The sequence below is a fragment of the Sorangium sp. So ce204 genome (assembly GCF_051526795.1).
GTDB lineage: Bacteria > Myxococcota_A > Polyangia > Polyangiales > Polyangiaceae > Sorangium > Sorangium cellulosum_B.
Genome location: NZ_CP150317.1, coordinates 11,038,908 through 11,053,060 on the forward strand (window position 1 = coordinate 11,038,908; position 14,153 = coordinate 11,053,060).

Below are 14,153 nucleotides of genomic sequence, written 5' to 3' on the forward strand. Positions count from 1 at the left end.
AGGCTCAGATGCCGGGCGGCGTGGCGAACTGCCCAGGGAACGGGTTCGCCTCCCGGCGGCGCTGGACCTCGTCGAACGTCCATGGCGTCGTCCCGCGCTCGTTGAAGAGGGCCACGCCGATCACGCCGACGTTCCTCGTGTCGCCGTGCTTCTGGTTCGCATAGGAGCCGCGGACCGAGCCGAAGCGGAACGCAGCGACCGTGTCGACGGACTGGCGGAAGCCGTCGATCTCGAGCTCGCCGTGGGGCTCGATCAGGTAACCGCGCTTGCTGAACGTCGCGGCCTGGCCGTCCATGACGTCGAGGCCGTCGACGGAGACGACACACTCGAGCCGGGTCGGCGTGAGGTTGCGCAGCACGATGCTGTAGCGCTGGCCGGCCTCGCCGATGACGTGGCTCTTCTCGCCGGCGACGAAGCCGCTCAGGAAGCCGCCGCCCTCGCCGCGGAGCCCGACCGCGACGGCGCCGCCCGCCAGGGTGAACGCCTGCGGCGACGTGCGGCGGAAGCCGGACGCGCTCGCCATGGCGCGGGCGCCCTCGGCGTCGTTGTAGAACAGGCTCGCGACGACGAAGGGGCGGTTCACGTCGGCCCGGACGAACGGCGCGGTCGAGATGCGCGACACGCGCGTCTCACCCCACTGGGTGCCGAGGCCCGGACGATCGATGGGCTCCGGCGCGACCTGGCTGCTCGGCGCCTTGCGCGCGGCCCCCTCGGCGCGCGAGGCGCCGCCCGTGGCGGAAGGCCGCTCGAGCTCGGCCGAAGGCGCCGCGGGCGAGGCGTCGGGCGACGGCGGCGCGGCGGGCGCGCCCGGCTCGTCGAACGCGGCGCCGTCCTGGAACCCCTGTGCGCTGGAGGGCTCGGGAGCGCCGGTGATCGCGTGTCCCCCCTTTGCCGTGGAGTCCGCCGGCCGGGCCGCTGTGCTGCCGCCGCAGCCGGCGGCGCCCGCGAGGAGCGATATCGCCAAACAAGCCAGCCCGATTCGTCGCATCCGGTTCATGGTCCCTCCACTCCGCATTTGCGGTGTCGACCAGAGAACGGGCGCGGCGAGGCTACCTTACAGCCGAGCGCGCCTGCGCCGCGGCGGGCGCGGACGGCGGCGCGGGCGCGGGGTGCTCGCTGGCCGCGATCCAGCGCTGCGCCAGCGCGAGCCCGAGCGCGGCCGACGCGACGGCGAGCGCGCAGACGGCGAGCGCGGAGGCGCGCGACGCCGCACGGGCGACGGGCCGCGCCGGAGGTGCGCGCCGCGTCGAGCGCGCCCTCGGGCGGCGCGAGAGGCGCGCGGCGCCGGCCGACGCGGCGAGCAGCGGTCGGCGAAGCAGCTCGGCGGATGCATCGCCACACGCAGGCGTGCGGGCCGCGACGGCGTCGGCCGCGGTCGGGGTGAGCGCGGTCGCGCTGACCACCGGCCCGGCGCTCGGCTGCGATCCGTCGTGCAACCGGACGTGCACTCGGCGCACAGCGGCTTCCATGTCGGCGGCCGTCTGGAAGCGATGCTCGGGCGCCTTCGCGATCGCGCGCAGGATCAGCCGCTCGAGCGCCGCCGGGATCGGCTGCGGCGCGAAGCGCGAGGGAGGAGGAGGCTCCTGCTCGCAGTGAGCAAAGCGAAGCGCGTCGCCCCGGCCGCGCAGCTCGTCGAAGGGGCCTCGCCCGGCGACGAGCTCGTAGAGGACGAGGCCCATCGCATAGATGTCCGCGCGCGGATCGATCGGCTGGGCGGCGCACTGCTCGGGCGCCATCGTCCTGGGTGTGCCGATGACGGCGTCCGGGGCGGTCAGCGAGGCGCTGGCGTGGAGGAGCTTCGCGACGCCGAAGTCGAGGACCTTGAGCGTGCCGTCGTCGCAGAGGAACAGGTTCTCGAGCTTGAGATCGCGGTGGACGATGCCCGCCGCGTGCGCGAGCGACAGCGCGGACAGGGCCTGCAGGACCAGGTCGAGCGCGGTCGGGACCGCGACCACGCCGAGGCGCGCGAGCTCGGTCCGGAGATCGCGCCCCTCGAGGAGCTCCATGGCGAAGTAGGGGCGGCCACCGTCGGTCACGCCGAGATCGAACACGTCGGGGAGACCCGGGTGGCGCAGGCGGGCGATCGAGCGCGCCTCGGCGCGCAGGCGCGCCGAGAGATCGCTGCGGCCGGCGTGGCTTCGGTGCAGCACCTTCACCGCAAACCGGCGGCCGAGCGCCCGGTGCTCGACCTCGTACACCTCGCCCATGCCGCCCTGGCCGAGCAGGCGCAGCACGACATACGGTGTGCCGGGGAGCGGCTCGCCCTCGCCCGGCGCGCGGATCGACCGCGCGAGAGGCGCCCTCGGCGCGAGCGACACCGCGCGCGCGTAGAGCAGCGTGCGCGCCCCGGAGCACTCGGCGGACGCGCCGCTCATCGCGCCTCTCCGGCCGCGAGGGGCGCCCGCGCGCTGCGCTCGCCGTCCGGCGGCGCGGCGCGCCCTGCTCCGCCGTGAGCCGGCGTCTCCCTGCCCCCGCCTTCGCCCAGCGCCTCCGCGAGCGCGGCGGCCATCGCGTCCGCCGTCTGCCAGCGGAGCCCCGGATCCTTCTCGAGCGCGCGCGCGACCGCATGATCGAGCGCGTGAGGCACCCAGAGGAGCGAGCGAAGCCGCGGCGCCGGTGTGTTGAGGTGCGCCCGCATCACCGCCATCGAGTCGACCACCGGAAACGGCCCGCGCCCGGTGATCGCCTCGAAGAGCAGGAGGCCCACCGCGTACACGTCCGTGCGAGCATCGACCTCCTCGCCGCGGATCTGCTCGGGCGACAGGTAGCGCGGCGTGCCGAGGACGTTCGAGCCCGTCGACGGCTCCAGCCCCTCGCGGCTCACCTTCGCGATGCCGAAGTCGATGAGCACGGCGTGCTCGGCCTCGGGCACACCGGGCGCGCTCTCCAGATCGGCGACGCCTTGCTCGGCGCAGCTCGCCTGCGCGAGGAAGACGTTCGCCGGCTTGATGTCGCGGTGGACGATGCCAGCGCGGTGCGTCGCCGCGAGCCCGCCGAGCACCTGGATGGCGATGTGCACGGCGGTGGGCGTCGCGAGCGGTCCGCGCGCGTCGAGCCGCTCGCGCATCGTCTCGCCGAAGAGGCGCGGCATGACGAGGAAGGGCCGGCCGTCGCTCGTCACGCCGACCTCCTCGACCTTCACGATGTGGGGGTGGCTCAGCGCGGAGAGAGCGCGCCCCTCCTGGACCAGGCGCGCTCCGATCTCGCTCGACCCCTCGTGCATGGCGCGGAGCAGCTTGAGCGCGCGCAGCTGGCCGCGGCGCCCGGTCACCTCGAAGACCTCCGAGCACGAGCCTGCCCCGATCCGACGGAGCACACGGTAGGAAGTCCCCGGCAGCGGCTGTCCGTCTCTCTTTTGCACCATGTCCGTCGACCTCCCTCGCGGGGGCGCGCGGCGGAGCGCCGGCGCCTTCGTTCGGGAAGGGAATCGTCGCTCTCGTGGCGGAAGTTGCGCGAACAAACCGCTCAGATCATCAAAAAACGCGCAATCAACGGATGTGCAGTGGGGCGCGCGGCGAGCCGTTCAGGGCTGTACAAGGGGCGCGCGGCCTTCGCTCAGTGATACAGGAACCACCGGACGCCCGGCTTGATCTCCATATGGTAATGGTCGGCGTGCGCCGCATTGAAATTGGGCGTCAGCACGTAGGTAAAAATCCCGAGGTCCGCCGCTTCGCACACGATGGACCGGAGCTCGCGCGCCTCGGGGAGCTCGGGCTGGGGCGCCCCCTCACCGCAGGTCTTGTCCCCGATGCGGCCGTGGAAGTGGCGCGCGACGCTGATCCAGGTGCCGTCGCGCTTCTTGAGCGCACCGACGTCGATGGCCAGGCCGGCGGGGTGCCGCGTGCCCGGCGGAGCCCACGTGCCGCGGGGCTTCTGCCCTGCATCGCTGCGCAGCGCGACGTCGCCGCGGCGCTTGACCGCAGACGTCGTCGCCCGGGTCGGCCCCGCGGCTTTGCGCCGAGCAGCGCGGCGCGCTCCGGCCTTGCCGGCGTCCTTCTTGGCCGGCCCGCTGCGCGCAGCGATCGTCCGCGTCCGCTGGCCAGGAGCCTTGGAAGCGGCGCCTGGATCGGCTTCCAGGGCGGCCTTCTCCTTCGGCGCGGCCCCCGCTGCGGCCTTCTCCTTCGGCCCGGCCCCCGCTGCGGCCTTCTCCTTCGGCGCGGCCCCCGCTGCGGCCTTCTCCTTCGGCCCGGCCCCCGCTGCGGCCTTCTCCTTCGGCGCGGCCCCCGCTGCGGCCTTCTCCTTCGGCGCGGCCTCCGCTGCGGCCTTCTCCTTCGGCCCGGCCCCCGCGGACCCCTTCTCTTTGGGCCCGGCCCCCGCGGCCCCCTTCTCCTTCAGGCGTCGCGGCCGCTCCTCAGGTGCCTTGGATGTCCCATCGAGCGCGCCCTTCTTGCCGAGCTCCACCAGCGGCGCAGGCTCGACCGGCGAGGCCTGCCTCGTCGATTCCTCGCGAGCAGCGCCGTCCGCGGCCGCTGCCCGCTGCACGGCGCTGTCAGCGGCCTTGGCATGAGCGATCGGGTGCCCGTGCTCTCCGTCGCCGTCCACGCCCTCGAGGCCGCGCATCGGCACGTTGGGTCGATACATCGTGTAATGGACGACCTCGTCGATATCGTGCCTCGAGAGCACGGCCGCGAAATCGTCGAGGGCGAGCGCCAGGCGCGCGTCCAGGATCTCGAACATGCTCGTCACGCGCTGCTCGGGCGGGAGCACCGAATGAAAGTTCACGCCGTTCAGCCGACCCGTGAGCCGGATCGGAGCGCGCACCCCAGGCGCGTGGTCGACCTTGAGGTACAGGATCTTCCGGCGATCCAGCTCCGCCAGCGCCTCCTCGTTCGTCATGTTGGCGTAGCGGTACGCCGGAGACGCCTCGGCGACGCTCGCCGCCGGCGTCATGAGGAACGGCGACGCGGCCGACGCGGGCGCCGGACCGAGCGTCGCGATGGACGCAAGCAGCGCGCAGGCCAACGGCTTCATCAGACAGCGAAGTCGGGAAAACGCCACAGCGGCCGCACTCTAACGTGGCCGGGCTGGAAGGCTAGAAAATGGGCGGTCGCTGGACCCGTGTGCAGCCCCCGAATCGCGCCGCTCCGAGCGCAGACCATCGCGGAGGGACATCGTGGCGGCTAGGCTGAGCGCGCGCGGCCGCGCCCCCTGATCGCCGCGATCCCCACGTACGCCCCCGCACCGCGCGCTCCCCTCCGCGACGAACACGCCTTGCAGCCGCCCACACCCATCGAACCGAGCCGAGACGCCCGCGCACCTGCCGGCGACGAGACAGCTGGCGCGCCGGCAGACGCGAACGCCGCGCACGCGAGCGTCGACGAGCGCGCGCGCCCGCGGCCGCCCGAGCCGACCGCGGCGCGCGCGCTCCTCGCCGCTGGCATCACGACCGCCGCCGTGACGGCGGTGTCCTACGCCGCGCCGAAGAGCTACGCCGGCACGCTCGTCGGCCTCACGTTCTTCGCGGCGACGTCCTGGCTCGTGCTGAGGTACGACGAGTCGACGATCCGCGCCCACGGCCTGTCCCTCGGGGGGCTCCTCGAGCCCGTGCCGCTGTCGGCGAGGCGCCTCGCCCGCGCCGCGCTCCACGCCGTCGCCTGGGCGGCGCTGGTCGCCGCGATCGTCTTCCCGCTCTTCTGGCTGGGCTACCGGCTGTACTGGGGCGCGACCTCGCCGTTCGTGCTGCGCCCGCCGCCCTCGCTCGCCGACGAGATCGCCGCGCAGCTGCTCGTCGTCGCGCTGCCCGAGGAGGCGTTCTTCCGGGGCTACCTCCAGAGCGCCCTCGACCGCGTCTTCCCGCCGCGCTTCCGCGTCGCCGGCGCGACGCTCGGACCGGCGTGGCTCCTCTCGTCGGCGATCTTCGCGATCGGCCACGTGCTCACGATCCAGCACCCGGCCCGGCTCGCCGTCTTCTTCCCCGCGCTCCTCTTCGGATGGCTGCGGGCGCGCACAGGCGGCATCGGGGCGCCGGTCGTGTTCCACGCGGCGTGCAACCTCCTCTCCCTCACCCTCGCCCGCGGCTACGGCCTGTCGCCGTGAGCGCCTCGCTCGAGGGCGCGGACCGCGCCTCTCGCGGCGCTCCGGCGCGCCGCCGCGTCACGCCGGCGGTCGCGACGTCGGAGGCGGTCGCGACGTCGGAGGCGGTCGCGATGTCGGCGACGTCAGCGAGGGGGGCGGCTGCGACGTGTGCGGGCCCAGCGGGAGGCCCGAGCTGGAGATGCCCGCGCGCGTGTCGACCGCCCAGAGGACGATCGCGGCGACGACCGGGCCGATGAAGATCCCCGCCGCGCCGAACAGCTCGAGCCCGCCGAAGATGGCGAGGAGCGCGATGAGCGGGTGCATCCCGCCATGCGAGCTCTGGACCCACGGTCGGATCACGTTGTCCGAGAGCCCGATGAGCACCGCCGCGGCGCACATGCCGATGCCCGCCCCGATGCGCCCGACGACGAACAGGTAGATGGCCGCCCCCAGCGTGACCGGCGTGGTGCCGATCATGGGGACGAGCGAGAGCAACGTGGCCAGGAGGCCGAACAGGAACGCGCCCGGCACCTTGCAGGCAAACAGCGCGATCGTCGTCAGCGTCCCCTGGACGGCCGCCGTCGCGAGCAGGCCGAGGACGGCGCCGTGCACCGTGTCCTGGATCGACGTGAAGAGGACGTCCGTCTCCTCGTTCCTGAACGGCGACTGCGTGAGCAGCCAGCGCAGCAGCAGGCCCCCGTCGCGGAGCAGGTAGTAGAGCCCGACGACGAACAGGAACGCGTCGACGATCGTCTGCGGCACCGCGGCGACCATGCCGCCCGCGAAGCCGGCGATCGAGCTGCCCACCCGCTCGAACAGGTTGCTCACGTACGTGCGGACATCGTCCCCGGACAGGCCAGCCCTGTTGAGGAGCCCCGTTATCCTCCCGTCGTTCAGGAGGCCTTCGACCCGCTCGATCGTGTTCGACCAATCCCGCGCGAAGAAGCGGCTTATCGAGGCGGAGGCCTCGATGATGATCACCGCGAGCGGGATGCACACGAGGATGATCACGCCCACCGTCGAGATCGCGGGCGCGAACTGGCGGAAGCGGCCGAGTCGAGGCGCGAGGCGGCGCTGGAGCGGGGAGACGAGGAGCGCGACAAGACCGCCGAGCAGGACGGGGACGAGCAGCCCCTTCACCATCCAGAAGAACAGCGCGATGAGCCCCGCCCGGAGGGCGAACGACAGCCATCGATCGGACTGAAAATCTTGCTGCATCGCCGGGTGCGCTCGCTCCTGCGCCGCGCTCAGCGGCCCCTCGTGGGCCAAGGTAGGGTGGGCCTCCGGCAACCACCAGCGATTTCCGCGTTGCGCAAGCGCGGCGCCGCGGTTCCAGGATACAGTCAGGCTCGGCTGACGACCGCGGGGCGCACGGCCGCCTCCACAGCCGCATCAGCTGGAGGGAACGAGGATGAGCAACAGCGGAGGCGGGGTTCCGCCCGGAGGCGGAGGCTGGGGCAACGCAGGCGGCGGCTGGGGGAATGGCGGCTGGGGGTCGAGCCCGCCCGGCGGCTACGGTGCGCCCCCAGGCGGCTACGGCGCGCCGCCAGGAGGCGGCTGGGGCCCGCCGCCGCCTCACGGCGCCCCGGCGCAGGCCTATTCCGACAAGGACCAGGCGACGGCCTTCATGCTCGCCGTGTTTCTCGGGACCTTCGGCGTCGATCGCTTCTACCTGGGCCAGACGGGGCTCGGGCTCCTCAAGCTGTTCACGTGTGGTGGCCTCGGCTTCTGGAGCCTCATCGACACGATCCTGATCGGCACCGGATCGATGCGAGACGCCCAGGGGCTCGTGCTCAGGCGCGACGCGCCCGTCGGCCACCCGACCAAGAGCCAGTCCACGCTGTTCCTGCTCTCCTATTTCCTCGGCTACTTTGGCGTAGATCGTTTTTATCTGGGACAGACCGGGCTCGGCATAGCGAAGCTCTTGACGTGCGGCGGGCTCGGCATCTGGTCGCTGATCGACATCCTCATGATCGGCATGGGCCGCTTCCGCGACGCAGAGGGCAACTCGCTGCGGTTCGAGCGCTGATCGAGGGGCACACCGGGTCAGGAGGATACCGAGCCTCGCTGGCCGTCGCCGCGCGGCGCGCGGCGACGGGGCTACTCCAGCGCGAGCATCCGCACGGAGCGAGGCACGAGCCGCACCTCGAGCGCCCCGCGCCGCGCCTCGAAGTGCGCGTCGTCCAGCACATCGCGCGCGCGCTGGGCGCTCACGGTGACGCGCGCCACCACGTCCGCGTCTCCGGGGTTCAGCAAGAAGAGCACCCGCGGCGTGCCCGACGCGTCCTCGTGCAGCGTCGCAAAGACGCTGTCGGGATCACACGCGAAGGCCGGCAGGCCGAGCGCGTCGATGGCGCGCGACACCGCGGCGTCGGCCGCGGCGGGGTCGTCCTGGAGGAGCGCCGGCAGGTTCTGCCCGGGGGCGAGGAGCCGCTTCAGATCGTAGGGCCGCGGCAGCTTTCGGAAGGCGCCGTCGAAGGTGGGCTCGCGGGGGCCGAGCGTGATCAGCGTCCCCTGCCGGGACGTCGCCTCCAGCCACGCGAACAGCTCCGGGCTCAGGCCGCCCGAGGTGGCGCAGATGACCCAGCGCGCCCCGACGAGCGAGATGTCGCGATCCTCGCCGCCGACGTGGGCGTAGGGGACGCCGCGCGCGTCGAGCGCCTCCTCGAACGCACGAACGAACGTGTCGGACTCCACCGCGAGCGGGTAACCGAGCCCGAGGTCGTCCTCGAGGCAGCGATCGCGGGCGCCGAAGTTCATGATCGAGAAGAACGCCCCGGTGAGCGGGCCGAAGGCATGCATCACGCGGGAGAGCCGGCGCTCCGTGCGCGGCGTGACGATGCGCACCGGCGCCGGGCGGCGGAGCTCGTGGAACCGCGTCGCCTCGAGCGCCGCGGAGAGCTTCCGCCAGAAGGCGGCGAAGGGGCGAGGGCGGCCGCGCGGATCGATCGGCGCGCCGATCCAGCGGTCGCGCTCGACCGCCATGTAGATGTTGTACCCGCGCAGCCCGTACGCGAGCGCGGCCATCATCACGAACACGCTGTCGCGCTCCTCGAGCGGCGGGAAGAACGGCGGGAAGCCGGCGCCCATCTCGCAAGCGAAGGGCGGCAGCGAGAGCGCCTCGCAGCGCACGGCGAGCTCGCTCGTCCGGCGGGCGAGGATCTGCCGGCTGCTCGGGCTCGCGACGCTGTAGTAGTCGAGGCCGACGAGGTCGACGACGCGCGAGATGCGCGCCGGGTTGAGCGGCGTCGCGTCCTGTCCCATCGGGAAATTGTGCATCGTGGGCAGGCCATCGACGCCCGCCGCGGAGAGCGCCCGCGCGAAGCGCCCCATGGCGGTCTCGAGGAGGTGCTCGTGGAACTCGCTCCAGTCGAGGTGGCGCGCGAGATCGGCCGGCGTCTCGGCGTCGAACGCGACCGGCGGCGTGATCGTGGCGAACCGCAGATCGCCCTCCTCGGCCTGCGCGCGCTCGCGGCCGATCGCGCGCACGAGCGCCGCGCCGACGTCCTCGGTCGCGTCGCCCTCCGGCGCGGGCTCCCCCCTCCTCGTCGCATACGCGCGCTGGAGCGCCTCGATCGTCCGGTACTTCTCGCGCAAGAAGTCGCGGTACAGGGAGATCGCGTCCGGGTGGTAATCCTGGTCGTACGCCCCGTCGCGGAAGTAGAGCGCGCCCTCGTTGTCGATCTGCAAGAGAACGATGGGCCCGTCCGGGTAGAGGTGCGGCTTCAGGACCGGGGCGAGCGCGTTGAAATAGCGGGCGACCTCGTCGTGGAACGCGTTGCTCGCGTAGCTCGGGACCGGGAACCCGTACGGCAACATCGGGAGCACGACCGGGTTGTTGCGCGCCGAGCGTGCCTGGCAGCTCGGGTCCCAGATGACGCGCTCGGGGATGCCGAAGCAGGTGAGCTCCGCGTTGATGTGCGGGCCCGGGCGGGCGATGACGTAAAAGCCGAGCTCGTGCGCGAGGCGGAGAAAGGCGCCGACGTCGCGGCGCGGATCGAGCCGGCCGAAATCGAACTGCCCCGGGCCGGTCTCGTGAACGGCCCACGGCACATAGATGTCGATCAGGTGAACGCCGAGCGACCGCGTGGCCTCGAGGCAAGCGCGCCAGTGCTGCGGGTCGAGCCGCCAGTAGTGCACGCTGCCGGCGTACAGCGGGACCAGCTTGCCGCCGATGTCCAGGCCGCCCGGGACAAGGCGTACCCCCCGCGCGAAACGTTCCTCTGGAGAGATCGCGTCCTGGGTCGTGGCCACGCGCGCGCACACTAGCAAGGATCGCGGGGAGATCGATACCGCCGCGTTCGGCCCGGCGCGCGCTGTATCGGGACGGCGTCGGCGCCGTGGCGCAGCGCTCAGCGCAGGATCGCCACCGAGCGCGCCACGACGTCGTAGACTGGCCCCCAGTAGACCCCGAGCAGCACGGTCGGAACCGCGAGCGCGCACGCCGTCGCGCCGAGCAGCGGCCGCACCGGTGTGGGCTCGGTGCGATCGCTCCTGTCGAGATACATCGTGCGGAGCAGGCGCGCGTAATAGAAGAGCGAGATCACGCTGTTCAGCACGCCGACGACCGCGAGGACCCAGCTCCACGCGCCCCCGGCGGCGAGCAGCGCCGAGAAGAGGTAGAATTTGCCGATGAAGCCCGCCGTCGGGGGCAGGCCGGTGAGCGAGACGAGGAACACGGCCATCGCCGCGGCGACGAGCGGGGCGCGGCGCCCGAGCCCCCGGAAGGCGGCGAACGTCTCGTCTCCGCCGCTCTCCTCGGCCACGGCCATCACCACCATGAACGCGCCGAGGTTCATGAAGCAGTAGGTGACGATGTAGAAGGCGATCGCGGCGACGCCGGCGCCGCTGAACACCGAGAAGCCGAGCAGCATGTACCCCGCGTGCGCGATGCTCGAGTAGGCGAGCATGCGCTTCACGTTCTCCTGCTCGAGCGCCGACAGGTTGCCGACGGTCATCGTCGCCATCGCGAGGCAGCCGAAGAGCACCGGCCACGGCGTCGCGACGCCGGGCGGCGCGCTCCCGGCGCCGAGCGCGTCCGAGAAGAAGCGGATCAGCACCGCGAAGCCGGCCGCCTTCGGCCCCACCGAGAGGAGCGCGGTCACCGGGGTCGGCGCGCCCTCGTACACGTCGGGCGTCCACATGTGGAACGGGGCGGCGCTGATCTTGTAGCCGAAGCCCGCGAGCATGAAGGCCGTGCCGACGAACACGACCTCCGGCACCTTGCCCTGCTGCGCCGTGAGCGCGGCGATCCGCGCCGCGCACTCGTCGAGCCGCATCGACGCGGTGATGCCGAAGATCCAGCTCATCCCGTAGAGCATGATCCCCGACGCGACGCCGCCGAAGATGACGTACTTCAGCGCCGCCTCGCTCGATTTCGCGTCGTTGATCTTGAAGCCCGCCAGCACGAAGCTGATGACGCTGACGAGCTCGATCGACAGGTAGATGAGCAGCAGGTGGCGGCTCGCCGCCATCAGGTTCATGCCGAGCGAGAGCACGAGGATCAGCGTGAAGAGCTCGCCCGAGTCGCGGCGGAGCTCGGGCTCGATCCCGGGGGACCGCGGGGGCACCAGGAAGACGACGATCGCCCCGGTGACGAGCGCGAAGATCACGCGGAAGAGGTTCGAGAAGCGATCGAACGCGAGCAGCCCGTGGAAGAGCGCGCGAGGGGCGGCGTCCGTCGCGAGGAAGTACGCGCCTAGCCCGCCCGAGCAGGCGAGCGCCGCGAGGCTGAGGATCACGAGGCCGGCGAGCTTGAGGCGCGCCGGGGACGCGAGGTCCCACACGACGAGCAGCAGGGCCGCCGCGATGAGGACGAGCTCCGGCGCGAAGTAGGCGAGGCTCGCGACGTTGTCGAGGGTGCGGGGTTCCACGGCTTACCTGGCGCTGGCGAGGGCGCCCTGGCCCGGCGAGGCGCCCTCCTCCGGGGCGCCCGCGCGGGCGTGCGCGGCGCCGCCCGCGCTGTCTGCGCCTTTTGCGCCGGCGATCTGGGACTGCCCCGGCCTGTCGACGAGGCGGTGCACGTCGAGGGCCCCGCGATCGATGAGGCTGAGCAGCGGGCGCGGCCAGAAGCCGAGGACGAGGACCAGCGCCGCGAGCGGCGCGATCGACGCGAGCTCCCGCCCGCTGATCTCCGGGAACTTCCCGCCGAACGGCTCGAGGTACTTGCTCTGCCGCCACGACGCGCGGAACGTGCCGAGGAACATCCGCTGGAGGGCCCAGAGGTGGTAGGCCGCGGTGAGGATCACGCCGACGGCGGCGAGGATCGTGAGGGCGCGGTAGCGCGGGAAGGCGCCGATGAACGTCATCGCCTCCCCCCAGAAGCCGGACAGGCCGGGAAGGCCGAGCGACGCCATGAACGCGAAGCCGACGAGCGCGGTGTAGAGCGGCATCTCCGAGGCGAGGCCGCCGAACCTGTCGATGTCGCGCGTGTGCACGCGGTCGTAGACCACGCCGACCAGGGTGAAGAGCATCCCGGTGATCAGGCCGTGGTTGAACATCTGGACGAGGCAGGCCTGGATGCCCTGCGGCGTCATCGCGCCGAGCGCCAGCAGCGTGAAGCCCATGTGGCTGACGGAGGAGTAGGCCACGAGCTTCTTCAGGTCGCTCTGCGCCATGGCGCAGAAGGCGCCGTAGAGGATGTTGACCACCCCGAAGACCGCCATGGCCGGCGCGGCCCACTGCGTCGCCTCGGGCAGCAGGGTGAAGTTGATGCGGAGGATGCCGTAGGTGCCCATCTTGAGGAGCACCCCCGCGAGGATCACGCTGATCGCGGTCGGCGCCTCCACGTGGGCGTCCGGCAGCCAGGTGTGGAACGGGAACATCGGGATCTTGATGGCGAACCCGACGAAGAGCCAGATCCAGACCACCTTCACCGCAGCGACGCCGAGGATCGTGAGACCCTGCGCCGCCCAGGCGACCCGCGAGAGCTCCGGGATCGAGAAGATGCGCTCGGTGGCCTGGCCGTCGACCAGGTAGGTGTGGCCGGCGTTCAGGTAGAACCAGATGAACGCGAGCAGCATGAAGACGCTGCCGGCCAGCGTGTAGAGGAAGAACTTGATCGCCGCGTACTCGCGCCGCGGTCCGCCCCAGATGCCGATGAGGAAGTACATCGGCAGGAGCATCACCTCCCAGAAGACGAAGAAGAGGAACAGGTCGAGCGCGATGAAGACGCCGAACATCCCCGTGACGAGGAGGTTGTACATCGCGAAGTAGCCCTTGAGCTGGTCGTGGACGCTGTAGCTCGCGAGGGCGCCCACGAACGAGATCAGCGCCGTGAGCAGGACCATCGAGATCGACACGCCGTCGACGCCGACGAAGTACTCGACGTTCAGCGAGCGGATCCACACGCCGTGCTCGATGAACTGGTAGCCGTCGTTCCCGTCGGCCCGGGTGAAGCCCCGGTCGAACTGCGCGTAGAGCCACGCCGCGAGCACGAGGTTCACGCCCATCAGCACGACGGTCATCAGCCGGAGCTTCCTGTCGTCCCGATAACGCAAGAGGTGCGCGAGGAAGACCGCGACCACGCCGAGCAGCGGCAGGAACGTCAGGATCGAGAGGATGTGGTCGCCGACGAAGCCAAGGCTGCTCCCGCGCTCCGCGTGGATGCCCATCGCGACGGTCCGCGCTACCTCCAGCGCGCCGGCCGCGCCGGCCGCCACCGCGTCGGACTCGACGACGACGTGCCCGTAGAGCTCCCGCGCGCGCACGCCCGCGGTCTTCCACCGGACAACGACCTTCCGGCTCGCGCCCGGCGGGAGGGTCGCCGCGGTGCCGCCGCCCTCGAGCTTCACGCTGACGCCCGGCGGGACGCGCGGGTCCTCGGGGGACGTCCGCACGATCACCCGCGTCACCTTCAAGGGCCCGTCGCCCTGGTTCTCGATCGTGAACGAGCCGACGTGATCCGGCCCGCTCGCGGCGAGCTCGACAGGCGCGCCGGGCGGCTCCGCGCGCAGCGCGATCTGGCCGCGCGGCCCGGGCGCCCTCGGCGCTCCGAGCGCCTGCGCCGGCGGCGCGGCCCCGAGCACGACGGAGAGCGCGACAAGGAGGGGGATCAGGAGCTTCATCGAGGTGGACCTGGCCGATCTCGCGAGGGCGAATCCACGGCGCATGCTGACGAGGGAGAGGTTCGACATCGG

General features: G+C 72.2%; 10 protein-coding genes. 2 read left to right on the top strand and 8 right to left on the bottom strand.

Translation table 11 applies throughout. The features are described 5' to 3' along the window. Positions 1-4: 4 nt before the first annotated feature. The 4 genes from WMF22_RS41605 to WMF22_RS41620 form a co-directional block, all read right to left on the bottom strand. Positions 5-988, bottom strand: coding sequence for a hypothetical protein (locus tag WMF22_RS41605; protein WP_438033344.1), 984 nt, complete (start codon positions 986-988; stop codon positions 5-7). Positions 989-1,049: 61 nt separating this feature from the next. Next, on the bottom strand, positions 1,050-2,375 hold the full coding sequence (locus WMF22_RS41610) for a serine/threonine-protein kinase (protein ID WP_438033345.1): 1,326 nt from the start codon (positions 2,373-2,375) through the stop codon (positions 1,050-1,052). After that, on the bottom strand, positions 2,372-3,364 hold the full coding sequence (locus WMF22_RS41615) for a serine/threonine-protein kinase (protein ID WP_437295467.1): 993 nt from the start codon (positions 3,362-3,364) through the stop codon (positions 2,372-2,374). The genes WMF22_RS41610 and WMF22_RS41615 overlap by 4 nt, the downstream gene beginning before the upstream one ends. Positions 3,365-3,555: 191 nt before the next feature. After that, positions 3,556-4,971: an extensin family protein gene (locus tag WMF22_RS41620; protein WP_438033346.1), complete on the bottom strand. Its 1,416-nt coding sequence runs from the start codon at positions 4,969-4,971 to the stop codon at positions 3,556-3,558. 240 nt (positions 4,972-5,211) lie between these two features. On the opposite strand from WMF22_RS41620, the gene mrtC reads away from it, so the two are divergent. After that, positions 5,212-6,036: a myxosortase MrtC gene (gene mrtC, locus WMF22_RS41625; protein WP_437295469.1), complete on the top strand. Its 825-nt coding sequence runs from the start codon at positions 5,212-5,214 to the stop codon at positions 6,034-6,036. Between the two features lie 57 nt (positions 6,037-6,093). On the opposite strand, the gene WMF22_RS41630 is transcribed toward mrtC, so the two are convergent. Further along, the gene (locus WMF22_RS41630) at positions 6,094-7,233 is read right to left on the bottom strand and encodes an AI-2E family transporter (protein WP_438033347.1); all 1,140 of its coding nucleotides are present in this window, start codon (positions 7,231-7,233) and stop codon (positions 6,094-6,096) included. A gap of 193 nt (positions 7,234-7,426) precedes the next feature. Here WMF22_RS41630 and WMF22_RS41635 point away from each other — a divergent pair, with 193 nt between their 5' ends. Beyond that, the gene (locus WMF22_RS41635; RefSeq protein ID WP_437295471.1) at positions 7,427-8,044 is read left to right on the top strand and encodes a TM2 domain-containing protein; all 618 of its coding nucleotides are present in this window, start codon (positions 7,427-7,429) and stop codon (positions 8,042-8,044) included. A 71-nt stretch (positions 8,045-8,115) separates the two neighbouring features. On the opposite strand, the gene WMF22_RS41640 is transcribed toward WMF22_RS41635, so the two are convergent. The 3 genes from WMF22_RS41640 to WMF22_RS41650 all read right to left on the bottom strand — a co-directional run bounded on the left by WMF22_RS41640 (position 8,116) and on the right by WMF22_RS41650 (position 14,150). Then, on the bottom strand, positions 8,116-10,269 hold the full coding sequence (locus WMF22_RS41640; protein ID WP_438033348.1) for a beta-galactosidase: 2,154 nt from the start codon (positions 10,267-10,269) through the stop codon (positions 8,116-8,118). A gap of 98 nt (positions 10,270-10,367) precedes the next feature. Continuing rightward, on the bottom strand, positions 10,368-11,888 hold the full coding sequence (locus tag WMF22_RS41645) for an NADH-quinone oxidoreductase subunit N (protein WP_437295473.1): 1,521 nt from the start codon (positions 11,886-11,888) through the stop codon (positions 10,368-10,370). Between the two features lie 3 nt (positions 11,889-11,891). Continuing rightward, positions 11,892-14,150 (bottom strand): complex I subunit 4 family protein, encoded by a 2,259-nt coding sequence (locus tag WMF22_RS41650; protein WP_438033349.1) that lies wholly within the window; start codon positions 14,148-14,150, stop codon positions 11,892-11,894. Positions 14,151-14,153: the final 3 nt, after the last annotated feature.

What these genes read in the sequence shown, in the direction of transcription:
- WMF22_RS41610 (WP_438033345.1), bottom strand. Translation starts at nt 2,375, where the DNA reads ATGAGCGGCGCGTCCGCCGAGTGCTCCGGGGCGCGCACGCTGCTCTAC.
- WMF22_RS41620 (WP_438033346.1), bottom strand. Translation starts at nt 4,971, where the DNA reads ATGAAGCCGTTGGCCTGCGCGCTGCTTGCGTCCATCGCGACGCTCGGT.
- WMF22_RS41635 (WP_437295471.1), top strand. Translation starts at nt 7,427, where the DNA reads ATGAGCAACAGCGGAGGCGGGGTTCCGCCCGGAGGCGGAGGCTGGGGC.
- WMF22_RS41650 (WP_438033349.1), bottom strand. Translation starts at nt 14,150, where the DNA reads ATGTCGAACCTCTCCCTCGTCAGCATGCGCCGTGGATTCGCCCTCGCG.
- WMF22_RS41605 (WP_438033344.1), bottom strand. Translation starts at nt 988, where the DNA reads ATGCGACGAATCGGGCTGGCTTGTTTGGCGATATCGCTCCTCGCGGGC.
- WMF22_RS41630 (WP_438033347.1), bottom strand. Translation starts at nt 7,233, where the DNA reads ATGCAGCAAGATTTTCAGTCCGATCGATGGCTGTCGTTCGCCCTCCGG.
- WMF22_RS41615 (WP_437295467.1), bottom strand. Translation starts at nt 3,364, where the DNA reads ATGGTGCAAAAGAGAGACGGACAGCCGCTGCCGGGGACTTCCTACCGT.